The organism is Gordonia otitidis (assembly GCF_020735545.1).
GTDB lineage: Bacteria > Actinomycetota > Actinomycetes > Mycobacteriales > Mycobacteriaceae > Gordonia > Gordonia otitidis.
On record NZ_CP085974.1, the window covers coordinates 1,319,289 to 1,340,609 of the forward strand.

A 21,321-nucleotide genomic window follows, 5' to 3' on the forward strand; every position below is an offset into this window, starting at 1 on the left:
CAGCAATGTCACAGTCCATGCAGCCACTCGGTCACCAGTTGCGGCACGGCCCGATCACGCGCCCAACGGTTGTGACCGAGCGGTGCGGCGATGTGTCGATGGTCGACGGCGCTGTGAGTGAACTTCGCCGTCAATGCGCCCATCACCGGAGGCGGTGCGTCGGAGTCGGCTCCGATTGTCACCGCGAGCACCGGAAGGTCGATCTCGGCGAATGCCGCCTCGTAGTCGATGTCCGCACCACGAGGGCTGAACCGGCCGTGGCGATTCAGGTACGTCCAATCTCGGATGAGCACCTGTGACTGTCTGCCGTAGCCTTCGACGACGGTTCCCGGCCAAAATCCGACGGCACGCGAGATCCGGTGCATCGCGAGCGGCCCCAGGGAGGCCCGCAGGCCCGAACCGCCGTGGTACAGCTTGTGGAACGGGACGCCGGACGCGATCAGGATGAGTCCGCGGAGGCGGTGCGCGTCGTCGGCGCCGAGGCGGGCCTGTCGCGCGGCGTAGAGCGACACGATGTGGCCGCCCATCGAATGTCCGGCAAGGAACAGAGCCCCTTCGGGGACGTGGTGCCGCGCGACAGCGATCGCCGAGGGCACGTCGTCGACGACCATCTGCTGCTGACCAAACGTGCTTGAGCGCGACGGGCGGGGTCTGCTCGCGCCCTGCCCGCGCAGGTCGGCGCACGCCACCGACACCCCGGCAGCAGCACAGCGAGTGGCGAACAGGTCGAAGTAGCTCGCGGGGGTTCCCAGTCCGGGAAACAGGACAACCAGCGGCCCGGCGGTGTCGGCCTCGGCGCGGAAGATCCGCACCGGTGTACGGGTGCCGTCTGCCAACACCATGTCGTCGACGACATCTGGCGCACGCTGCGGAACGGAGAAGTCAATGGTGTTCGCAGTCACCACGCCGCCCTCGTCCGCCGAAGGCGCGCCGTCATCACCGTCCGCCGAAAGCGCGCCGTCATCGCCGTCCACCGAAGGCGAGCCGGATGATGATTCCGAACACCAGGATTCCGGCCCCCACGAGCATCGAGATGACGCCGGTCCACTGCAGTTCGTGCGAGATGGTGTCGATGACGACGTCGGCAACCGGTTTCGCGGTGTTACCCGACGACGAGAGGTCGTTTTTCAGATACGACCCGTAGAGCGCTGCGGCAGCCCAGCACACGAGACCCGCGACGACCGTCGCAATACCGAGCCATGCGATCACCGTCCCGCGCCGTCGTGCTACCAACAGAGCGATGATCGCGGCAACGATCCCCACGATCGCCGACACCTTGCCGACCGTCGTGATCTGCTCACCGGCACGGTGATAGGCGCCGGCGTGCAGACCCGTCTCGCCGTTGGAGACCGGAATCGTGATCGGACCCGAGACGCTGACGCCGACATTCGCGCTCGCCAACACTCGGTTGACCATAGACGTGATGTCGAGCTGCATCTCGGCGTTCGGGTCGGAGGCTTCGTCGAACAACCACTGGTGCTGCTGTCTGGCCACATCGGCGAAGTCCGCCGGGAACTGCGAGCTGTTGGTATACGCGTTGGCCAGCGGGCGGACAACAGACTGAGCTCCCGAGATCGGCGTGCGTGACGCGATCTCATCGGTGATCTGTCCTGCGAGGTAGTCCTTGACGGCCTGGTCGTGCCCCACCGGCTCGATCAGTGAGCTGAACCCGTCGTCGTCGACGATTCGTTCGCTGATCCAGACTGTCGGCACTGCAAGCACGATGGCCACGAACGCGACGATCGTCGCCAGACCACTGAGGAAGGTTCGCACGGCTACGACGCTACCGGTCGATGCTGACCTCTCGATGAGTGCTCAGCGCACGTCACTCCCCGACCAGATCGCGGGCACGCCCGACGATGAGGGGGTCGGGCTGACCCACGAATTCCTCGTCCTTGCCCTCGTAGTCGAACAGCGACAGTACGTAACGCATCGCGTTGATCCGGGCACGCTTCTTGTCGTTGCTCTTCACTACCGTCCACGGGGCATGGTCGGTGTCGGTGCGCTCGAACATGTTCTCCTTGGCCGCCGTGTAGGCGTCCCACTTGTCGAGCGAAGCGAGGTCCATCGGCGAGAGTTTCCACTGTCGCACCGGGTCGATCTGCCGGATCGCGAATCGGGTTCGCTGCTCGAGGGGGGTCACCGAGAACCAGAATTTCACCAGGCTGATGCCGTCGTCGACGAGCATCTTCTCGAAACCCGGGGCCTGCCGCATGAACTCTTCGTACTGTTCGTCGGTACAGAACCCCATGACCCGCTCGACCCCCGCACGGTTGTACCAGGAGCGGTCGAAGAAGATGATCTCGCCACCTGCGGGGAGATGCTGCACGTACCGCTGGAAGTACCACTGGGTCGATTCGCGCTCGCTCGGCTTCTCCAACGCAACGGTGTGGGCGCCGCGCGGATTGAGGTGCTCGTTGAAGCGTTTGATCGTGCCGCCTTTACCTGCGGCGTCGCGACCCTCGAACAACCACAGGTGGCGTTGTCCGGTCTGCTTGGACCACTTCTGCATCTTCAACAGTTCGATCTGCAGGCGACGCTTGGTGATCTCGTACTCACGGCGACTCATGCGCTCGTCGTACGGGTAGTCCTCGCGCCAGGTGTCGACGACGTTGCGCTCGGGGAGCGTCAGGAGGATCGGGTCGTCGTCGTCATCGTCGTTCACCGTGAACTGCGTGGTGTCTTTCAGATCGACGAGCTGTTGGAGGGCCTCCCGGCCGTTCAACTTGCTGAAATCGGGGCCGACGGCTTCGAGATCGTGTAACTCGGTCACTACCCAACGATATGCGTATCGGGCAAACACTGCGTAGCAATGAGGTGAACTGGGCATGGTCGACACCGTTGCCGAGGCCACATGACGATGTGCGCAGCGAACGAGGCACCCGAACGACGACTGCCGACGTTCAGTGTTCCGAACGTCGGCAGTCCTCGCAGCGATCACACGTCAGTTGCGCAGGCTGACCGACCCGGAGCGCAGGCAGGCCTTGCCACTGCCCGAGTCTGCTGCTGCCGCGAACCCGCCCGTGCACGCGACGCCCTGCGGTGTGGCGACGGCCTGGCCACCCCAGCCGCCGACGGCGACGGAGTTGCTCCCACGATGCGCCTGTGCGATGGACATCGCGCCCGGTCCGGTCGTCACCGAGTACGCGTTGCCACCCGAGTTCGCTCCCGCCAGGGCGGTGGAACCGGGCTGCAGGTTGTGTGCGCGGGCGTGGCCGCCACCGTCAGCGACGGCCACTGCGGTGCCGCTCGACGACGCGTCGGTGGCGCTGGCCGAACTGCCGGCGCCGGCTCGTGCGCCGCAGCCGCTCGTCCCGGAGATGTGCTGCACCGACTGTCCGTTCGCCGCATTGCAGTCGGTGGCCGCGTGCGCATCACCACCGCCGAGCGTGAACCCGGCGAGTAATCCGGCGCCTCCGCACACGACAGCGAAGACACGGACGGCAAAAGTGTTGATACGCAATTTATTTGGCCTCCAGGCGAAGTGATGGGGCGTTCCCGCGGACGCGGACAGCCCTGTCAGGGTACCCCGCGTTCGCCGCGACGAATACCGCGGAGCGCACGTTCTCAGGTAACGGATAGAAAACGACGCCGGAACCCGCGATACGGGATTCCGACGTCGTCGTCGAAGCGGCGAAAAGCCGTGCGGTTCAGGCTTTCGCGCGACGCTCCGCCTCTGCGGTCAGACCCTTGCGGGCGGTGTCGACGGCGACTTTCTGACCCCGCTTCACGATGAGTCCGGGCAGCTTGATCTTGAGGTCGACCTGCAACTCGAACTCGACATGGGTGCTGTCACCGTTGTCGGTCAACGTGTACTTTCCCTGTTGCTCCGACAGCGTCGTCGACTTGATCAAAGTCCATTCGCATGTGGTGTCGGTCCACGAGTAGTTGACGCTCTGGTCGTCGTTGATGCCCGCCGCGTTGACGGTCATCGACACCTCGTCGGGCGTGCCGTCATCGTGGGTACTCACGATTTCCGCTGCTTTGTGGGGACCGGACCATTCCGGAAGTGACTCGATGTCCATCAGGACTTCCATCACGACCGATAGCGGTGCGGCGATGTCGAATTCGGTCTTTGCTGAGACGGCCATGGTGAGCAACCTACCCTGTGCCCGAGGCCGAGACGACGTCAATCCTCATACGTCAGTCCTCGCGCTCGACGAGGTGCAGTGGCCAGGCCTCATCGGGAATGTCCCGTAGACCGCAGGCGACGTCGACCGCGGTGAACCAGCCGCGGAAATGGATGATCTCGCCGAGCACGGGATTGCGCACCGTGGCGTCGCAGCGGAAACGCTCGTGTTCGTCGTCCCAGCCCTCGATGTATTTCATCTGCGAGGCGAACAGGCCCTTCATGCCCACCTTGGGGCCGCGACCGAGCCATCGCATCGGCCCACTCTCGAGCAGGAGTTCGCCGGCGCGCGTCACCGACGGTTCGATGGGCCACAGAAGGTCGGGACCGTCACCGAAGTAGTCGACGAGCCCGGAGCGACCGTCGACGAGGAGTGAATTGAGCGCGCGGTCGCCGTTGGTGTACGAGAAGGTCCGGAGCACCGCCAACGATTCCCGACCGAGCTCGTCGACATAGCTGTACTGATTCTGGCTGAACGGCACCATGCGACTCGACCTCGCGGGGAACGCATTGCGTTTGGCGTAGAACCAGACGAGCGGAGGCGGCAGAGCCGACGATACGTAGACCGACTCGTAGATCCCGCTGCCGAGTTGGGCCACGCCTGACGTCGAGTCGATCGAGTAACGCCAGGCGATGTTGGGGTGCAAATTGTCGAAGTCGGAACCCAGCGCCTCCCGATACACCGGCGTCACGATTCCACCTCCCCTGGCCATGCCGACGGCAACCCCTGCCCCCGTGCTTGTGGGAGAACCTACTATGTGGCCCAGACCACCGTGTAGAGACCTCTTACCTCACGTGGTCATCACGGCGTCGCGGTCGCTGCGTCGCGGGTCGGTGATGCGGGCGTCAGCCGGCGACGACAGCGGATTCGCACAACCGAGCAAGTTCGGTGATCACGAGATCGAGAGGTTCGACGCTGCGCTGGGTGATCGACACGCTCACCGCCCCCTCGACAGCGGAAATGATCAGATTGGCCAAGGAGTCGGCGCGCGCGTCGTCGACCCCCTCGTAGACCAGGCGTGAGGCGATCTGTCGGCGCCAACGTCCGAAGATCTCGTCGGCTTCGTCGGCCACGGCAGGCTCCACGCGTCGGGCAAGACCACCTGCCAGCACAGGGCAGCCGCGCTGGAAATCGCTGTTGACCAGCATTTTGCGCCAGACGTCTCCGATGGACGCCACCGAGTCGGCTGCAGATCCCTCCCGACTGGCGGCGATACGGGAGGAGATGAAGTCGCCCGCGTAGCGCACCGCCTCGGTCATCAGTTCAGACTTGCCACCGGGGAAATGGTGGTAGATCGATCCCCTCGGCGCGCTGCTGGCAGTCAACACGTCACCGATCGACGTTCCGGGCACGCCGTCGCGACCGATGAGATCGGCGGCGTGCACGATCATCCGATCCCGTGTACCGAGCTCGACCTCGCGCGCTGTCGTCGAGTCGCGTTCGAACGACATCGTTGATCACACCTTCTGTCTTGACGTCACATCCACCATCGACACACACCCAGCACTCGACACCATCCCCTCCGTCGGAGCGGCCTCGCCGAGCCATGACTATGTTGGTCTTCATAATCTTCGTGTTCTATGCAAGGATACATAGTCATGGAGTCATCCACCGCACATTCCGCCGCAACAGCCGACACCTCTGAGTCGCCGCGTGATCCCACGACGATGTCGGGATTGGAACTTCTGCGCGCCTGGGCCGACAATCCCGACGACGGACGCCCGAGCATCGGACGGCTCCTCGGAATGCGCCCGGTCCGGGTCGACGAGGGTTCGGTCAGCTTCTCGGTGGCTCCGCAACCCGATTTCGCCAACCCGCTCGGAACCGTCCACGGCGGCATCTGCGCGACGCTTCTCGACTCCGTGATGGGGTGCGCCGTCCACACCACCCTGCCCGCAGGAGTCGGCTACACGACGCTGGAGTTGAAGGTCAACTACATCCGTGCCGTACAGACGAACGACGCCGAACTGACAGGTGTCGGAGAGATCATCCACCTCGGCGGCAGGACCGCCACTGCCGAGGGCAAGGTGTTCTCTGCCGACGGCAGGCTGGTCGCGCACGGCAGCACCACCTGCATCGTTTTTCGCTGAACGACACACCGTTTCGACGCTCCGGGCGTCGCCACCGTCAGTTGGCGACGAGATAGGTCTCACGGAGTGCGTCGAGAGCGGCGGCGTCCAATCCGAGCCCAGTGACGAAGTACCCCTCGATGTCCGAGTATTTCTCCCGGACTTCGTCGAACGCAGTGTCGAGATAGCCGGCGTCGACACCGAGGACCGGCAGCAACACGTCGGGATCGCCCCCCGCGGCGGCGAACTCGTCGAAGATCGGCTTGAGCGCCGGCACGAGTCGTTCGTTGGTCAGCAGATAGTCGTGATAGACGTCATCTTCATCGACGCCGAGCAACGTCAGCAACGACGCCGCCGCCCAGCCGGTGCGATCCTTACCAGTGGTGCAGTGGAAGAGCGCGGGCCCCTGGTGCTCTCCCAGGAGTCCCCGGTAATAGGCGCCATACGCCTCCTTGGCGCTCGGTAGCGACACCATCCCGCGATAGGTGGACGCGATAGCGTCCCTGGCCTTGCCGCCCGAGAGTTCCTGCGAGGCCATCCGCACGGTCTCCGGGTCGGAGAAGAATTGCGCGAGATTGGCCGGGATCGCGGTCTCCGCGTCGGCGAGCACGTCGAGATGGACGTCGGCAACCTCCGGCAGCGCCGGGTCGGGAAGCGCCGTCCGTTCCGCCTCCGAGCGGAGATCGTAGATCGTGCGCACGCCGAGTTTTTCGAACGACGGCAGATCCGCCGTCGCCATCGAACGGAAATCCGTCGACCGGAAGAGGCGGCCGGACACGACCAGTTTGCCGTCATATCCGCGGTAACCGCCGAGATCGCGCAGGTTGGGGAGGCTGACTACAGGACTCGGTGCACCGGGCTCAGTGGGCATGGGGCCAGTGTTCCAGAACTCTTGCCGCCCTCGCCGCGCAACGTCACCCAGACGCTCCTCCTCCCCGACAGGCCGCCCACCTGGTGGCCACTCAGTGGTGACCGGGCGCCTCGGGAGGATTCGTGTTCGCGGGAGCGAGATAGGGAAAGGTCCGGCTCGCGAGTTTCGTCGGGACATCGACGTGATCGCTGATCCGAGGCCCCTTCGCCGCATTCACCAGGTAGGTGTACAGGGTGTCCATGCAGTCGTCATTCAGCGAGCGGCCACCCATGGTCTCATGCGGCCGACCCTCGCGGGCGGCGCGCTCGATCTCGAGAAATGTGTTGTCACCGAACGGTTTCCACGGATCTACGATCATGTGGTCGGCGAGCATCATCGCCGCCAGCGGGTGATTCCCCTGTGCGTCGAGCGGCCAGTCGACGCTGCCGTCGAGGCCATCCCAGTAGGAGAGGTTGGCGTTGAGGCGCGCATGGTAGGCACCGAGGTAGTCGGGACCGAGGTCGAATGCATCCTCGGCGTTGAACAGGTCGCGGATCTCCAGGTCTCGGTTGACCGCGTCGTAATTCTTCATCCCGAGGATCGCATTCTCGAACTCGGGCCGCCCGAAGTGTTCCCAACGGACTGGGATCTTGCCGTCGATGACGCTCTCCCCCACCACGGCCACCGACCCCTGTCCACCCAGCAGTGACTCCAGGTCGACCTCGACGACGATACTCATCACGTTCTTGCCGTCGCCGAGGATCGTTCCGGGATCGGTGAACGCGAGCGTTCCCGTCGAAGTCGTCTTGACCAGTGCCGCGGCGTCGCTGAAGAAGGGATCCCACCGGGGGCCGCCAAAAGCGCGCAACCCGTCGACCGCACCACCGGCCTCGTCGTCGACGTCGAATGTGACGGTCCGGACCGATCGGCCGCCGACCGATGCCGTACAGCTTCCGGTCTGTGCGCCACCCGCCTCGTCGACTTCGGTGAAGGTGCAGTCGATCGTGATCTCGGCGTCGACGTCCGCCACCGCGAACAGTGCCGGTTCGCCGGTGGCGACCGTGATCGGTCGGATGCGGAAGCGGTAGATCAGCGCGTCCGAGAATCGGCCGTCGGGCGGTGTCCACGGCACGAGATTGAGAACGAGACCGAGTCGGCCCAGCGACTGCGGGACCGTGAACGCATACATGTCGGTGATGTCGGCTTCGGGTAGTTGATGGGCGCGTGGCCCCGAATTGTGGTGTGACATACGGGTTCCCCTCACCGGGCCGTTGATCGGCCTTCCGGGGCAACGGTACCCAGGGTTGTCGGCCCGAGTCGTCCGAACGGAATCGGTCCGAGGGATCGGCACCCCGGGAAACACCCTCCACCTCAAGATAGGTGAGGCTAAGCAAAGGGCTATCATCCGCTCATGAGAATCCTGCGCCGCCTCACCGCGATCGTCGCTTTCGCCGTCGCCGCCACCGTCGTCGCACATCCGACACCGAACGCGCACGCCGCACCCGGCGCCGAGCGCGGCACACTGCTCATCGTTCCCGGTCAGTCGTTCGGCGCGCTGCCCTACACCCCGATGGCCGACGCCCTGCGCGCGGACGGCTACCGCGTGCGCGTACTCGATCTCCAGGGAACCCGGCTGCGCTCGGACGCCCGCGCGATCGGACGTGCCGTCGACGCCGAGAAGAAGACGCGTCCGACGACGCCCGTCTCGCTCGTCGGACACAGCGTCGGCGGTGTGACCACGCGCTACTACGTGAAGAAGCTCGGCGGAACGTCGAAGGTGACCAACGTGATCGCCATCGGGACACCCGAGTACGGATCCCCCGGCGCCTGCAACCAACCCGGCACCGACGGTCAACTGTGCCCCGGCAGCGCTTTTCTGCGCGACCTCAACGCAGGCGACGACACCCCCGGCCCGACGAAGTACTACCGCATCCGCAGCGCCTACGAGTGGGTGACCGGCGACCTCGACGGCGGACAGTGCCGGGTCACACCGTTGCGCGCGTTCGTCGCGCCGACCGGTTACACCGAGCACACCGCCGAGGCGGTCAACCCCGACGTCTTCCGCGCGGTCTCGCGAGCCGCCGCCGGGCATTGCGACGGCGAGTTCGTCGACCAGCCCGACGGGCAGCTCACCGCGAAGAACTCACTACGCCCGCAACGCTGATCCGCTTCAGCGGGGGCAATTGACGGTGTAGTCCCACACCGTGCCGCTCTCCGGGCCGGTGACCTTGACCGTCACGTAGTTGGCGATGCCGGGAGGAACGTCGACCACGACACTGCCCTTACCCTTGTTGATCCGGTCCCCGACGTAACCGGTGCTACGAATCAGCCGACCCTGGTAGTACACGTCGATCTTGTCGGGCTGGATACGGGTGTCGTACGCGAGCGTGAACGACGTCGGTCCGGTGCGTCCGAGGATGTGCTTGGTCTCGGTCACGCCCTGGCCGCCGGACTTCGTCGATTGATTGCACTGCTGGATCTTCGGCGAACCGCCCCCGAGGCTACCGAGACCGAGTTGTTCGAGGACCTCCGGCGGAACCACCTTCAGCAGGTCGTCGGCAGAGCCCGAGTCGACGCTGCTCCCCGTCGAGGGGTCAGCGGCGGATACGCCGGGCACGCTCAGCGCGCCTGCGGCGGTGGCCAGTCCAATGATCACAGCGAGACGTCGAAATCCGTTGGCGGACATGAAACCCCTTCGGTGGAGAGTTGATGTCCACCCACGGTAAAGACCCGCAGCGTCGAGCCGTGTCACCCGAAGGTACGAAAGTGCGCCAAAGTGATTCGATCGGACTACATGGCGAATTGCCGTGTGGGGCCGGTGATCCTGCGAAGTCGTCAGGCCTGCGCGCGCTCGGCGCTTACCTGTCTGATGGCCTGGGCGAGCACCTCGGGCGGTTGAGCACCCGATACCCCGTACTTGCCGTCGATGACGAAGAACGGCACACCGGTGATGCCGTAGGCGGCAGCCTGCGCGAGATCGGCGTCCACCGCGTCGGCGTAGGTACCCGCACGCAACGCGTCTTCGACGGCGTCGCGGTCGAGACCGATCTCTGCCGCGAGGTCGGCGAGTTCGGTGACGCCACCGACGTACTTGCCTTCGGTGAAGTGCGCGGCGAAGAGTCGCTCGGCCATATCAGACTGCCGGCCAACGCTTTTCGCATAGTGCAGTAGCTCGTGCGCCTTGCGCGTATTGGCGTGGCGAGCGATATCGAAGTCGTAGTGCAAGCCGGCGTCGGCGGCCACCCCGGTGACGTGAGCGAACATCTGTCGCACCTGGTCGGCCGGCATCCCCTTGCTCTGCACGAGGAAGTCGATCTCGGGGGCGTTGGTGTCGGCAGGCGTGTCAGGCGCGAGGAGATAGCTGTGGAAATCCACGGTGACAGCTTCGGAGCCGGGGCGGGCGTCGCGGGGGTCGTCGTCGACGAGCGCGAGTGCGGCGTCGAGGTTGCGTTTGCCGATGTAGCACCATGGGCACGCGATGTCGGACCAGACGTCGATGGAAAGAGGACTCATGTCAGGTGCAACGTGCGGGCGTCGCCTCGGCATTCCGCCGCGCGATGCTCATGGGGTGGGAACGACCGCCAGATGAGCCCCGATGACGACGAGCCCTATCTGGATCAGACCGGCACACAGCGGAATCCAGAACATGGGCCACCGACGGACGGCCATGACCACCAGCGCGACGGTGGAACACAGGAACAGCACGACCGCCCCACCGTCGGTGACGAGGTAGGCGCGGGTGACACCGGAGGTGTCGCAGGGCGAACCGGAAGAGCAGACATCGGTCGCCATCGCGAAGAAGAGGCTGAACCAGACAGAAACGAATGCAACGAACAGATAAATGCACCCCAACACTGCAGTGAGCACGATGTCGACGGTGGACCGTTCACGCGGGCGGACCGGCTGCCAGATGTCGGGATCGGGATATGGATAGAACGATGGGCCGCGCTGCGGCTGCGGTGGCACGTACATGAACGCGACGATAGCCGTGGCGCGGGGCGTCGAGGACCGCGAAACTACTCACATTGCGGCGTTGAAACCCGCACGGTCGACGGCAGGAGACGCACAGTCGACGGCAGGAGACGCACGATCGACGCAGAAGGCCGAAGGCCGGCCATCCTTGCGGATGACCGGCCTTCGGGTGCTTCGAGAAACTGCTCGACAAGCGGGAGGGATCAGAATCCCATTCCACCCATCTCGTCGGCGCCGGGCATGGCCGGGGCCGGGTTCTTCTCGGGCTTGTCGGCGACGACGGCCTCGGTGGTGAGGAACAGGGCCGCGATCGACGCTGCGTTCTGCAGGGCCGAGCGGGTGACCTTCACCGGGTCGTTGATGCCTGCGGCGAGCAGATCCTCGTAGGTGCCGGTGGCGGCGTTGAGGCCGGTGCCCAGCGGCGAGTTGAGGATCTTGTCGGCGACAACACCGGGCTCGAGGCCCGCGTTGACGGCGATCTGCTTGGCCGGAGCCGACAGCGCGACGCGCACGATGTTGGTACCGGTCGCCTCGTCGCCCTCGAGGGTCAGCGAGTCGATGGCAGGCTCGGACTGCAGGAGTGCAACGCCACCACCGGCGACGATGCCCTCTTCGACGGCAGCCTTCGCGTTGCGGACGGCGTCCTCGATGCGGTGCTTGCGCTCCTTGAGCTCGACCTCGGTGGCCGCGCCCGCCTTGATGACTGCAACGCCGCCGGCCAGCTTGGCCAGACGCTCCTGCAGCTTCTCACGGTCGTAGTCGGAGTCGCTGTTCTCGATCTCGGTACGGATCTGCGACACGCGTCCGGCGATGGCGTCTGCGTCGCCCGCACCGTCGACGATGGTGGTCTCGTCCTTGGTGACGACGACCTTGCGAGCCTGGCCGAGCTGCTCGAGACCGGCGCCCTCCAGCGAGAGGCCGACCTCTTCGCTGATGACCTCGCCACCGGTGAGGATGGCGATGTCGGCGAGCATGGCCTTGCGGCGGTCACCGAAGCCGGGAGCCTTGACGGCAACCGACTTGAAGGTGCCACGGATCTTGTTGACCACCAGGGTCGAGAGGGCTTCGCCCTCGACGTCCTCGGCGATGATCAGCAGCGGCTTGCCCGACTGGATGACCTTCTCCAGCAGCGGCAGCAGGTCCTTGACGGTCGAGACCTTGCCCGAGACGAGCAGGATGTACGGGTCGTCGAGGACGGCTTCCTGGCGCTCCGGGTCGGTCACGAAGTAACCCGAGATGTAGCCCTTGTCGAAGCGCATGCCCTCGGTGAGCTCGAGCTGGAGTCCGAAGGTGTTGGACTCCTCGACGGTGATGACGCCTTCCTTGCCAACCTTGTCCATCGCCTCGGCGATGAGCTCGCCGATCGAGGGGTCGCCTGCCGAGATACCAGCGGTCGCAGCGATCTGCTCCTTGGTCTCGACCTCCTTGGCGCTCTTCAGCAGCGACTCGGTGACTGCGTCGACAGCCTGCTCGATGCCGCGCTTGAGGCCCATCGGGTTTGCGCCTGCAGCGACGTTGCGCAGGCCCTCACGCACGAGTGCCTGAGCCAGAACGGTTGCGGTGGTGGTGCCGTCGCCCGCGACGTCGTCGGTCTTCTTGGCGACCTCCTTGACGAGCTCGGCACCGATCTTCTCGTAGGGGTCCTCGAGCTCGATCTCCTTGGCGATGGACACACCATCGTTGGTGATCGTGGGGGCGCCCCACTTCTTTTCCAGAACGACGTTGCGGCCCTTGGGGCCCAACGTCACCTTGACTGCGTCGGCGAGGGTGTTGAGACCCCGCTCGAGGCCGCGACGGGCCTCTTCATCGAACGCGATTTGCTTGGCCATGGGTAAGTGATCCTCCGATAGGGGGTGACACTAGGTTTCTATGGCCGGACTCGGTGCCCGCGACGGACGACCGGTGTGTCATTCGGTACCGATCTCACCGTCCCGACCTAGCACTCACGATCCGTGAGTGCCAAGGTCCGTTTTAGCACTCGACCCGGGTGAGTGCAAGGTCGAGGGCGAGTCAATGCGCCGTAACCAGCAACGGCACCAACAGTTCGTCCGCGGTCCATCCGCCGTGGTGGCCGACCATGCGTGACTCCCCCGGCTCGGCGCCCGGACGAGTGAGGATCGTGCGGTCGCGTGCAACCACAACGAGGTCGCCGATGCGTGCCGCGGCCGCGCTACGCGTGCGCGGTCCGTACCAGCATTCGGCGAGCACCTGCTCTCGCGGCGCGACCAGCGCGTCGTCGCCGAGCAACTCCCGCCAGGTGTCCGCGACGTCGTTGACGGCGCCGTCGGCCGCGTAGACGTGTCGTACCCGCGCCTCACCCGCGATGCGGGCCACGCCGGCCTCCAGCGACGGCTCCGCATCGAGGTCGACGACATTTCCGGCCTCGAGCATGCCGTGATCGCCGGTCACGACGAGCGCGACGTCGGAGGGAAGGTCGGTGAGAATGTCGGCGACGAAGGCGTCGACGCTGCGCAGCGCAGCGCACCAGGGGTCCGAACCCGGCCCGTACATGTGGCCGGCGGTGTCGAGATCAGAGAGGTATGCGTAGACGAAGCGCGGCCATTGCGAGCGTGGCAGCGACCGGGTCAGCGCGGTGGTGATACCCGCACGGATCTCGGCAGGGGTCTTGGCGGGCAGGTGTCTGCCGGCGTTCCCGGACGAGACGGTGGTGAAACCGGTGTCCTTGAATTCGCCCGGCATGACCTCGAACACCCGCACCCCGGATCGTTCGAGCATCGAGAGCACACCCTCACCACCGGGGCCCACCGCGCTCGGCGGATAGACGTCGTAGGCCGACGGGCCGTCGGCGCTGTCCAAGGTCCAGCGCAGGATGTTGAGTGTGCGCGCGGGACCGTGCCGCCGCGCCGCGGCGTCGGGAACGAAGCTGTAGCCGATGATCCCGTGCTCGCCCGCGGGTTCGCCGCGCATCAGACTGGTGATCGACGTTGCCGTCGTCGTCGGGAAGCCTGCGCGCAGTACCGGTCCGCGCAGTGCGGCCAGCGTGGGCGCGAGGTGCGCGTGCGCGTCGAGTTGCCGATCGCCGAGGCCGTCGACGAGCAGCAGCACGGTCGAAGCGGCGTCGAGTTCGGGGAGAGTGCCCGACACCCTGCCCACGTCGACGCCCAGCGCGCGCCCGATCCACGGCAGGAGGTCGGCGAGTGTGTCGGGATGCTCACGCCATCGGCTCGGCGGCAGTTCTGTTATCACGACCGCAGCAGCCGCACCAGCACACCCGCGGCGTGCGCCCGGGCCGCAGCCTGCGCCCCCTCGGCGTCACCCGCCTCGAGGGCCGCGACGAGCCGCCGATGTTCGGTCACCGACAGACGCCTGTTCACATCGTGGCCCCACATGTCGGAGCGGTACAGGTGCGACTGTGTGTCGAGTTTCAGCAATGCGTCGCACAGTGGTTTGTTGCCCGACAGCGATCGCACCGCGGTGTGGAATTCCAGGTCGAGTTGGGCGTCGCGCTTGTGGTCGGCGGGGCCCGTGAGTAGATCCTCCTGCGCACGGATGCGCTTCCAGAGGTCGTCGATGTCGGCGTACGTGAGGCGTTCGACGGCCTGGCGGGCAGCCAGACCGTCGAGCACCTCACGGACCTCGAAGACGTGTCGGAGGCTGTCCTCGTCGAGCACCGCCACCTTCGCGCCGACGCGCGGCGTGTACTCGGCGAGTCCTTCGACGACGAGTTGCTGCACAGCCTCGCGGACCGGGCTCCGCGACACCTCGAGTCGCGCGGCGAGACCCGGCACGCTCAATGGGGTACCCGGCGCCATCTGGCCTGCGAAGATCTCGTCGCGCAGCCGGCGCACGACCGACTGTGTAAGCAATGCACCCTCGCCACCTGCAACCGTCACGGTCATCGAGCGTAATGCCCTACCGGCCCGAATGCGCCGAGGTCAGTCGCTGAGCCTCGCGCTGCGCATCCTTGGGTGCGATGCCCTGCTTCATGCCTGCGAGCTTGGCGTTGATGTTGTCGGCGATGGTGATCGGTGGGTAGCCGGGCTGGTCGGTCCGCGAGCAACCGGGAAGCGTCTCGATGACAGCGTCGTGATTGCCGTCGAAGAAGAAGGCCGCCGAGCGACGTCTGATGATGCGTCCGTCGACGACCGGCGGGTCGACGCGATGGATGGTCGAGCGCCACCGGTCGTTGGTCCACCGTGCCATCGCGTCGCCGAGATTCACGATCAGCGCACCATCGGCGGGTTGCACGTCGTGCCACACACCCTCATGGTCGAGCACCTGAAGCCCCGGGACCTGGTCGGCCCACAGCACGGTCACGATACCGAAGTCGGTGTGCGGCCCCATCCCGGTGAGTTCCCCGGCGAGCTCGATCTCACCTTCGGGCAGGGTGTAATTGTTCATCTTGAGTGCATCGATGGAGTGATCGGTCATCGTGTCGAAGTAGTTGGCAGCGAGACCGAGCCCTTCTGCGAAGGCGCGCAACAACACTCGCGACACCCCTCGCGCTGCGGCGAACCACTCCTCGACGGCTGGCCGGAAGGTCGCCACCGTATCGTCGGGCCACGTGTTGTCGGGATAGCTCGGTTCGGGAAGGCCGTCGGCCGCATACCACGAGCGCTCGGACCCGACGGTGAACGCCTCGTAGAAGTCGTTCATCTGATTGGCAGCTGCCACACCGAGACTCATGCTCAACGATTCGCTCTTGGGCGGACTGTAGCCCCGGTTCTCGCCGGGACGGGTGTAGTTCTTCTTGACCTCGAGCGGCAACTCGTAGAAGGCGTCGAGTGCGCCGGTGAGCCCGTCGATCACGCGCTGATCGATACCGTGTCCGACGATCTGCATGAAGCCGACGTTCGTCGCGGCCTCGTCGAGTTGTCGGGCGACCTCGGCACGTTCGTCGGACGTACCCTCCGGATTCACGTACGCGGAGATGTCGATGATGGGAACGCTGAACATGTTTCGACTCTTCTCTGGTGTGGGGCAGTAGGTCAGCGACGACGCGCGACTACCGAGTTGAGGACGCTGAACACCGCGAAGACGGCGATGCCGAACAACGAGGCGAGGACGATCGCGCCGATGAGATCGTCGGACTGCAGTCGTGCGCGATACACATCGAGCAGGGTTCCGATGCCCGGCTCGCCCTTGGCGAAGAACATGTCGCCGATGATCGCACCGACCACGACGAGCCCCGATGCCGTGCGGAACCCGGTCATCATTGCCGGAAGTGCCGCGGGGAACTCCAGTTTGGTCAGTCGCTGTATGCGGGATGCTTTCGACAGGGTGAACAATTCGTGCATGCCGCGGTCGACGGAGGTGAGTCCGAAGTGTGTGTTGGCGATGATCGGGAAGATCGCGATGATGACGCACACGATGGTCCGCGCGACCATGCCGTAGCCGAACCACAGGCCGATCAGCGGGACGATCGCGAGTACCGGAATGACTTGCAGCACAACAGCCCAGGGATAGATGGCTCGTTCCATCAACGAGCCACGACTCATCAACACGCCCACCGCGACGCCGATCAGCGCGGCGAACACGAATCCGACGAGGCTCACCTTCGCGGTCACCCACAGTGCATCGAGCATCGGGTTGACGTGGGCTTTGTCGAGCAGCGAATTGGTGAGCACCTCATGCGGCGGAGGCAGCAGAAACCTTCGCTGCGGACTCAGGATCACCATGCTGACCAGATACCAGAGGCCGATCGCCACGGCCAGTGACACCGCGGGCGGCACGACCATGCGCAGCACACGCCGCAGTCGGGATCTCGCCGACGACCGGTTCGTGCCCGGCGTCGACCCTCCTCCGGTCGGCGGGACCGTCGACGGGCGGGCGGCCGACGTCCCGGCCGCGGAAGCGCCGACAGCCTTCGACGTCGAATTCTTTGTCGTTACAGTCGATGTGATGGTCATCAGACACCTCGGAGGGTTTCGGAGATCGTGGCGACATACGACGTGAAGGTCGGATCGAAGCGCACTTCTGGCTGGCGGGGATAGGGCAGGTCGATTCGGATGTCGGCGGCAATACGCCCCGGGCGCGCCGACATCACGATCACGCGGTTGGCTAGGAATACCGCCTCCGACATCGAGTGGGTGATGAACAGTGCGGTGAATCCGCGATCGCCGTAGAGACGCAGCAACTCTGCCTGCATGTCGAGGCGGGTCATCTCGTCGAGAGCTCCGAACGGTTCATCGAGGAGCATGACTTCCGGCTCCTTGGTGAGCATGCGCGCCAACGACACTCGCATCTTCATGCCACCCGACAGGGTGCGCGGGAGTTGCTTCTCGAAGCCGGTGAGCCCGACCGCATCGATGGCGGTCTGCGCCCGTTCGCGACGCACCGACCGCGAGTCTCCGGCGAGCTCTGCGCACAGTTCGACGTTGGCCTGCACCGATCGCCACGGCAGCAGTGTGGGTTCCTGGAAGATCACTCCGACCGAGTCGGTGGCGAGGGCGACGCTTCCTGTCGTCGGTGCTTCGAGTCCCGCGGCCATTCGCAGGAGGGTCGACTTGCCACAGCCGGACGGCCCGACGATCGCGACGAAGTCGCCGCGAGCGATGTCGAGGTCGACATCGGCCAGGGCGACGGTGCCGGAGTCGAACTGCTTCGAAACGCCCGACGCCGAGATCATCACACCTTTGGTGAGATGCCTGGCGTCTGCGTCATTGACGGTGTCGATCAGGTTCATGGGTGTATCCATCGGAGCCGGGGCATCTGGGAGTGCCTACATGTAGAGGTGGACGGTATTTCGTATTTAGATTCTTGTTTACATGTATTGCGCTGAGGTGTCGCTGCGTAAACAGTGTGTGACATACCAGCGTCCGACGGCCGGTTTTGACTGATCAATACAGTAATAGACGCATGTCAGAAGTGTTTTTGACTACTCCTGCGGTTGTTTACGACTTACATGCAGACAACTCGCGCTCTCGCGTCGCAGCCCCTACATTTACATGTAATCCAGTCCACCCGGCCGACGCCGTCGGCTTTCGTTCACCGATTCCCAAGCAGGAGATCACCATGTCCCCACGTCCGTCATCACGTGTCTCGTCGACTCGTCGCACGCTGTCCGTGCGCGCCGCCGTCGTCGCTGCGACCGCATCTGCATGCGTCGCAGCCCTCGCAGGCTGTACCGATTCGAGTTCGACCTCGCAGTCGGCGACCTCACTCCCGCCGGCACCCGCCGAGTTCAACCTGGCGTCGGTGTGCCCGAAAGACGTTGTGGTTCAGCTCCAGTGGCAGCCGCAGTCCGACATGGCCGGCGTGATCGGATTGATGGGTCCCGGTTACAGCGTCGACGCCAACCAGAAGTCGGCCACCGGCCCACTCGTCTACGACGGCAAGGACACCGGAGTCGACATCACCCTGCGTGCAGGCGGTCCCGCCATCGGTTTCCAGTCCGTGCCGTCAGCGATGTACGCCGACGACAGCATCGACCTCGGGCTCGTCCACGGCGACCAACTCGTCTCCGCAGCGGCCAAGCAGCGAGTCGTCGCACTCACACCGCTGCTGCAGTACAACCCGTCGATCCTGATGTGGGATCCCAAGACGCATCCGGAATGGAAGACGATCGCCGACATCGGGAAGTCGAACGCGACCGTTCTCGTGTCCAAGGAGCAGGTGTTCCCGCAGTGGTTGGTCGCCAAGGGGCTGATCAAGCAGAGCCAGCTCGACACCGGATACGACGGCGCACCTGCGAGGTTCGTCGGCGACCCGTCCATCGCGCAGCAGGGCTTCGCCAACTCCGAGCCGTACACCTACGAGCACGAGACCCCGTCGTGGAACAAGCCCGTCGCCTACGCCATGGTGCGCGACGCAGGCTACGACGTGTATGCGTCGAACGTCAGTGTCCGGCCGGACAAGCAGGAGAAACTGGCACCGTGCCTGCAGAAGCTGGTCCCGATGATCCAGCAGACCGGCAAGAACTACGTGAACTCCCCGGATGCCATCAACAAGACGATCACCGACTGGGTGTCGCAGGACGTGTCGTTCACTCCCTACAGCGCGGGCGAGGCCTCCTACTCGGCGACGATCCTCAAGGACAAGGGCGTCATCGGACCCGACACCGCGGGCGTCTGGGGCGGATACGACATGACCAAGGCACAGACGTCCATCGACGAGCTCATCCCTGTGCTGAACAAGTCGGGCTCGGATCTGCCCGGACAGATCCCGGCGACCGAGATCTATTCGACGCAGTTCATCGACACCAAGATCCGCTGAGTCGCGGGAGGATCTGAGCCCGGCAGCGGGAAGTGTTTCGGGAGGCGCGGAGAGACAACTCGATCCGCGCCTCACCGATCCCGATGTCGCGCGCCACGTGGCGGCGATCCACGCGCCGCGGCCGGCACCGGTGATGTGAAACGACCGGATGACCTGGGTTCGCAGTGATCGGTCGCGGGTGGCGTCATTCGGTACGCCGACAGTGCTGACATGTCCGGAATGACCCACCCACTATCCTCTGAGCAATGGAATTCCTGCTGATCATCGTCATCGCTTTGCTGGCGATCATCGTCGTCGTGCTCGTCTTCAACGTCTTGAGTAAACGCAAGCGCGAGCAAGCCGAGCGGGAGGCGCTGTACTCACGGACCTACCAGCCACGCGATCCCTTCTCCTCTGCCGACGACGACGCCGTGCGCGGTGATCCGCGCCAACTCAAGCCCGGCGACCTCATCGAGATCCGGGGAGAGACGTTTGCGGTGCGCGGCACGCTGCGCTTGTCGCAGGACGGCTTCTCGTGGGCCGAGAACTTCCTCGACACCGGACTCGGCCGCAAGGTCTGGATCTCCGTGGAAGACGATCCCGACCTCGAGGTGGTCGTGTGGCAGGAACTCACCGGGGTGACGGTGGCGCCCGGACCCGCCTACGTTGACCTCGAGGGCCGAAGGTTCGTCAATGACGAGGCCGGAAGCGCCCAGTTCACGTCTTTCGGGACAACCGGGCTCGCCCAGGTCGGCCGGATGCGCTACCACGATTACGAGGCGGGCAACGACCGATTGTCATTCGAGGACTACGGCAGCGGCTGGGAGTGCGCGCGCGGCGAGGTGCTCTCGCATTCGGAGTACCGCATCTACCCGTCGAACCCCGGCCCGGAGCAGCGGTGAGCCCGTTCACCGACCTCGCTGTCGCGTTCACCGACTCGCGGGCGGGCGAGCTCGGATTCTCGCTGACCGCAGACCAGCGGGAGGCGCTGGCGACCGCCGACCACACTGTCGGCTCGCTGACGTTCTCGATCCGACTACTCGGTGCCAGCCACCAGGTCGTGGTGCACGACGACACCCATGAACTCTGTGAGACAGTCGCCTGCCTTCCCGACATCACCTCGGCACTGCCGGATAGTTTCCAGACCGACGGCTACGTCTTCTCGTCGCGGGTCATCGAGTGCACACCGGGAGCGATGGCCGACATGCTCGGGCAGATCGAGACGGAGATCGAAAGTCACGCGAACGCCGGGCTCCCCGCGCTGCTCGGCCGATTCCCCGGCAGCGCACTCGCGGTGACCGCGGTGACCGGCGATTTCGACGACGACGCGCTCACCTGGCGCACATGGCACACCTATCCGCAGGCTGGTGAAGTGGTCATCACCTCGAGCCGACTCGATCGCGGCGCATTGGCGGTGCTGTCGTGACCTACCCACCCCAGGGCCCCTACCCCGGTGACGACGGAGCCCAGGATCCGCGCCGGGGCGGCCACGGACAGGGCGGCCAAGGGTTCGGCCAGCAGCCACGCGGCGGATATCCGGGCGGTCAACATCCCGGCGGCGGATATCCCGGCGGCGGACATCCGGGGGGTTCGTCCGGTGGGGAACAGCCGACTGGCCCGGGAAAGCCCGACCCGGCGAGGTCGATGCGGCGGGTCCGCAACTTCATCATCGCCGTGATCGTGCTCGCCGCGTTGATCGCGCTCGGGTCGTGCGGGCTGAGTGCGCTCCGGGGGTCGTCCGGTGGTGACGCACGTGCGTACGTGAAGTCCCACTATCAGCGCGACAGTTCACTCGATGAGTCAGACGTCGATGCCTATGTCGCCGACGGTGATCCGTCGACCGTGTCGGCACAACTCACGTCCGCACAGAGCCCGACCGACCAGCGTGCCGGAGACACGTCGGGCGCCGGAAACGTTACGGGAACGCAGTTTCTCCAGTACCCCGACTATCTGATCGGGCTGTTCCCCTATGCGGCAGGCAAAACGAAGGTGATGGTGAGCCGTGACTACCGTTCCGGCTACAACCACTACCACAGCTATGTCGGCGGATTCTGGGTACCGACGCCCGACTACTCGGGGTCGGGCAGTTCCAACCGTGGCGGCGGCAGTGGCACCGGGAAATGACATCTGCCCGAACACGGCAGAA

General features: G+C 65.2%; 24 protein-coding genes. 6 read left to right on the plus strand and 18 right to left on the minus strand.

The features are described from left to right. Nucleotides 1–8: 8 nt before the first annotated feature. The 7 genes from LK459_RS05965 to LK459_RS05995 form a co-directional block, all read right to left on the minus strand. A complete protein-coding gene (locus LK459_RS05965; RefSeq protein WP_227922272.1) occupies nucleotides 9–905 on the minus strand; it encodes an alpha/beta fold hydrolase in 897 nt (298 codons plus the stop codon). Between the two features lie 55 nt (nucleotides 906–960). Then, nucleotides 961–1,773, minus strand: coding sequence for a hypothetical protein (locus LK459_RS05970; RefSeq protein WP_007240134.1), 813 nt, complete (start codon nucleotides 1,771–1,773; stop codon nucleotides 961–963). A 52-nt stretch (nucleotides 1,774–1,825) separates the two neighbouring features. Beyond that, nucleotides 1,826–2,773 carry a polyphosphate kinase 2 gene (gene ppk2 / locus LK459_RS05975; protein ID WP_007240133.1) on the minus strand — a complete coding sequence of 316 codons (948 nt, stop codon included), beginning with the start codon at nucleotides 2,771–2,773 and terminating at the stop codon, nucleotides 1,826–1,828. Nucleotides 2,774–2,944: 171 nt separating this feature from the next. Beyond that, nucleotides 2,945–3,463, minus strand: a complete 519-nt coding sequence (locus LK459_RS05980) for a DUF6764 family protein (RefSeq protein WP_007240132.1) — start codon at nucleotides 3,461–3,463, stop codon at nucleotides 2,945–2,947. 187 nt (nucleotides 3,464–3,650) lie between these two features. Further along, a complete protein-coding gene (locus LK459_RS05985) occupies nucleotides 3,651–4,091 on the minus strand; it encodes an SRPBCC family protein (protein WP_007240131.1) in 441 nt (146 codons plus the stop codon). A 52-nt stretch (nucleotides 4,092–4,143) separates the two neighbouring features. Then, entirely contained in the window at nucleotides 4,144–4,821 is a 678-nt protein-coding gene (locus LK459_RS05990; RefSeq protein WP_039994333.1) for a DUF4166 domain-containing protein, read from the minus strand. A gap of 154 nt (nucleotides 4,822–4,975) precedes the next feature. Continuing rightward, on the minus strand, nucleotides 4,976–5,581 hold the full coding sequence (locus LK459_RS05995; protein ID WP_227922274.1) for a TetR/AcrR family transcriptional regulator: 606 nt from the start codon (nucleotides 5,579–5,581) through the stop codon (nucleotides 4,976–4,978). Between the two features lie 147 nt (nucleotides 5,582–5,728). Between LK459_RS05995 and LK459_RS06000 the strand changes: the two genes are divergently transcribed. After that, nucleotides 5,729–6,220: a PaaI family thioesterase gene (locus tag LK459_RS06000; RefSeq protein ID WP_007238079.1), complete on the plus strand. Its 492-nt coding sequence runs from the start codon at nucleotides 5,729–5,731 to the stop codon at nucleotides 6,218–6,220. 37 nt (nucleotides 6,221–6,257) lie between these two features. On the opposite strand, the gene LK459_RS06005 is transcribed toward LK459_RS06000, so the two are convergent. After that, nucleotides 6,258–7,070 carry a tyrosine-protein phosphatase gene (locus LK459_RS06005; protein ID WP_227922282.1) on the minus strand — a complete coding sequence of 271 codons (813 nt, stop codon included), beginning with the start codon at nucleotides 7,068–7,070 and terminating at the stop codon, nucleotides 6,258–6,260. Nucleotides 7,071–7,161: 91 nt separating this feature from the next. Next, nucleotides 7,162–8,298 carry a DUF4331 family protein gene (locus tag LK459_RS06010; protein ID WP_007238081.1) on the minus strand — a complete coding sequence of 379 codons (1,137 nt, stop codon included), beginning with the start codon at nucleotides 8,296–8,298 and terminating at the stop codon, nucleotides 7,162–7,164. A gap of 162 nt (nucleotides 8,299–8,460) precedes the next feature. Here LK459_RS06010 and LK459_RS06015 point away from each other — a divergent pair, with 162 nt between their 5' ends. After that, nucleotides 8,461–9,213 (plus strand): esterase/lipase family protein, encoded by a 753-nt coding sequence (locus tag LK459_RS06015; RefSeq protein ID WP_007238082.1) that lies wholly within the window; start codon nucleotides 8,461–8,463, stop codon nucleotides 9,211–9,213. Nucleotides 9,214–9,219: 6 nt separating this feature from the next. Here the strand turns inward: LK459_RS06015 and LK459_RS06020 are convergent, their stop codons facing one another. The 9 genes from LK459_RS06020 to LK459_RS06060 form a co-directional block, all read right to left on the minus strand. Then, nucleotides 9,220–9,735, minus strand: coding sequence for a hypothetical protein (locus LK459_RS06020; protein ID WP_007238083.1), 516 nt, complete (start codon nucleotides 9,733–9,735; stop codon nucleotides 9,220–9,222). Between the two features lie 149 nt (nucleotides 9,736–9,884). Continuing rightward, complete coding sequence (locus LK459_RS06025) at nucleotides 9,885–10,562, minus strand: DsbA family oxidoreductase (RefSeq protein ID WP_039993764.1); 678 nt, start codon at nucleotides 10,560–10,562, stop codon at nucleotides 9,885–9,887. A 48-nt stretch (nucleotides 10,563–10,610) separates the two neighbouring features. After that, nucleotides 10,611–11,021, minus strand: coding sequence for a hypothetical protein (locus tag LK459_RS06030; protein WP_007238085.1), 411 nt, complete (start codon nucleotides 11,019–11,021; stop codon nucleotides 10,611–10,613). 203 nt (nucleotides 11,022–11,224) lie between these two features. After that, entirely contained in the window at nucleotides 11,225–12,850 is a 1,626-nt protein-coding gene (groL, locus tag LK459_RS06035; protein WP_007238086.1) for a chaperonin GroEL, read from the minus strand. 181 nt (nucleotides 12,851–13,031) lie between these two features. Then, nucleotides 13,032–14,228 carry an alkaline phosphatase family protein gene (locus LK459_RS06040; RefSeq protein ID WP_007238087.1) on the minus strand — a complete coding sequence of 399 codons (1,197 nt, stop codon included), beginning with the start codon at nucleotides 14,226–14,228 and terminating at the stop codon, nucleotides 13,032–13,034. Then, entirely contained in the window at nucleotides 14,225–14,881 is a 657-nt protein-coding gene (locus LK459_RS06045) for a GntR family transcriptional regulator (RefSeq protein ID WP_007238088.1), read from the minus strand. The genes LK459_RS06040 and LK459_RS06045 overlap by 4 nt, the downstream gene beginning before the upstream one ends. A gap of 13 nt (nucleotides 14,882–14,894) precedes the next feature. Further along, on the minus strand, nucleotides 14,895–15,938 hold the full coding sequence (locus LK459_RS06050) for an isopenicillin N synthase family dioxygenase (protein WP_007238089.1): 1,044 nt from the start codon (nucleotides 15,936–15,938) through the stop codon (nucleotides 14,895–14,897). A 32-nt stretch (nucleotides 15,939–15,970) separates the two neighbouring features. Continuing rightward, nucleotides 15,971–16,891 carry an ABC transporter permease gene (locus tag LK459_RS06055; RefSeq protein ID WP_227922284.1) on the minus strand — a complete coding sequence of 307 codons (921 nt, stop codon included), beginning with the start codon at nucleotides 16,889–16,891 and terminating at the stop codon, nucleotides 15,971–15,973. Next, nucleotides 16,891–17,667, minus strand: a complete 777-nt coding sequence (locus tag LK459_RS06060; RefSeq protein ID WP_007238091.1) for an ABC transporter ATP-binding protein — start codon at nucleotides 17,665–17,667, stop codon at nucleotides 16,891–16,893. Before LK459_RS06060 ends, LK459_RS06055 begins: the two co-directional genes overlap by 1 nt. Nucleotides 17,668–17,996: 329 nt before the next feature. Here LK459_RS06060 and LK459_RS06065 point away from each other — a divergent pair, with 329 nt between their 5' ends. The 4 genes from LK459_RS06065 (at nucleotide 17,997) to LK459_RS06080 (ending at nucleotide 21,299) form a co-directional block, all read left to right on the plus strand. Further along, entirely contained in the window at nucleotides 17,997–19,196 is a 1,200-nt protein-coding gene (locus tag LK459_RS06065; RefSeq protein ID WP_007238092.1) for a hypothetical protein, read from the plus strand. A gap of 245 nt (nucleotides 19,197–19,441) precedes the next feature. Then, on the plus strand, nucleotides 19,442–20,077 hold the full coding sequence (locus tag LK459_RS06070; RefSeq protein WP_007238093.1) for a DUF4178 domain-containing protein: 636 nt from the start codon (nucleotides 19,442–19,444) through the stop codon (nucleotides 20,075–20,077). Next, the gene (locus LK459_RS06075; RefSeq protein ID WP_007238094.1) at nucleotides 20,074–20,601 is read left to right on the plus strand and encodes a DUF2617 family protein; all 528 of its coding nucleotides are present in this window, start codon (nucleotides 20,074–20,076) and stop codon (nucleotides 20,599–20,601) included. The genes LK459_RS06070 and LK459_RS06075 overlap by 4 nt, the downstream gene beginning before the upstream one ends. Before the next feature lie 218 nt (nucleotides 20,602–20,819). Beyond that, entirely contained in the window at nucleotides 20,820–21,299 is a 480-nt protein-coding gene (locus tag LK459_RS06080) for a DUF4247 domain-containing protein (protein WP_039994276.1), read from the plus strand. Nucleotides 21,300–21,321 lie beyond the last annotated feature (22 nt).

Excerpts from the sequence above, each read along its gene's own strand:
- LK459_RS06060 (WP_007238091.1), bottom strand. The coding sequence starts at position 17,667 with ATGAACCTGATCGACACCGTCAATGACGCAGACGCCAGGCATCTCACC.
- LK459_RS06080 (WP_039994276.1), top strand. The coding sequence starts at position 20,820 with ATGCGGCGGGTCCGCAACTTCATCATCGCCGTGATCGTGCTCGCCGCG.
- LK459_RS06025 (WP_039993764.1), bottom strand. The coding sequence starts at position 10,562 with ATGAGTCCTCTTTCCATCGACGTCTGGTCCGACATCGCGTGCCCATGG.
- LK459_RS06055 (WP_227922284.1), bottom strand. The coding sequence starts at position 16,891 with ATGACCATCACATCGACTGTAACGACAAAGAATTCGACGTCGAAGGCT.
- LK459_RS06020 (WP_007238083.1), bottom strand. The coding sequence starts at position 9,735 with ATGTCCGCCAACGGATTTCGACGTCTCGCTGTGATCATTGGACTGGCC.
- LK459_RS05985 (WP_007240131.1), bottom strand. The coding sequence starts at position 4,091 with ATGGCCGTCTCAGCAAAGACCGAATTCGACATCGCCGCACCGCTATCG.
- LK459_RS06010 (WP_007238081.1), bottom strand. The coding sequence starts at position 8,298 with ATGTCACACCACAATTCGGGGCCACGCGCCCATCAACTACCCGAAGCC.
- LK459_RS05995 (WP_227922274.1), bottom strand. The coding sequence starts at position 5,581 with ATGTCGTTCGAACGCGACTCGACGACAGCGCGCGAGGTCGAGCTCGGT.
- LK459_RS06070 (WP_007238093.1), top strand. The coding sequence starts at position 19,442 with ATGGAATTCCTGCTGATCATCGTCATCGCTTTGCTGGCGATCATCGTC.
- LK459_RS06030 (WP_007238085.1), bottom strand. The coding sequence starts at position 11,021 with ATGTACGTGCCACCGCAGCCGCAGCGCGGCCCATCGTTCTATCCATAT.
- LK459_RS06045 (WP_007238088.1), bottom strand. The coding sequence starts at position 14,881 with ATGACCGTGACGGTTGCAGGTGGCGAGGGTGCATTGCTTACACAGTCG.
- LK459_RS06005 (WP_227922282.1), bottom strand. The coding sequence starts at position 7,070 with ATGCCCACTGAGCCCGGTGCACCGAGTCCTGTAGTCAGCCTCCCCAAC.
- LK459_RS06050 (WP_007238089.1), bottom strand. The coding sequence starts at position 15,938 with ATGTTCAGCGTTCCCATCATCGACATCTCCGCGTACGTGAATCCGGAG.
- LK459_RS06000 (WP_007238079.1), top strand. The coding sequence starts at position 5,729 with ATGGAGTCATCCACCGCACATTCCGCCGCAACAGCCGACACCTCTGAG.
- LK459_RS06065 (WP_007238092.1), top strand. The coding sequence starts at position 17,997 with ATGTCCCCACGTCCGTCATCACGTGTCTCGTCGACTCGTCGCACGCTG.
- LK459_RS06015 (WP_007238082.1), top strand. The coding sequence starts at position 8,461 with ATGAGAATCCTGCGCCGCCTCACCGCGATCGTCGCTTTCGCCGTCGCC.
- groL (WP_007238086.1), bottom strand. The coding sequence starts at position 12,850 with ATGGCCAAGCAAATCGCGTTCGATGAAGAGGCCCGTCGCGGCCTCGAG.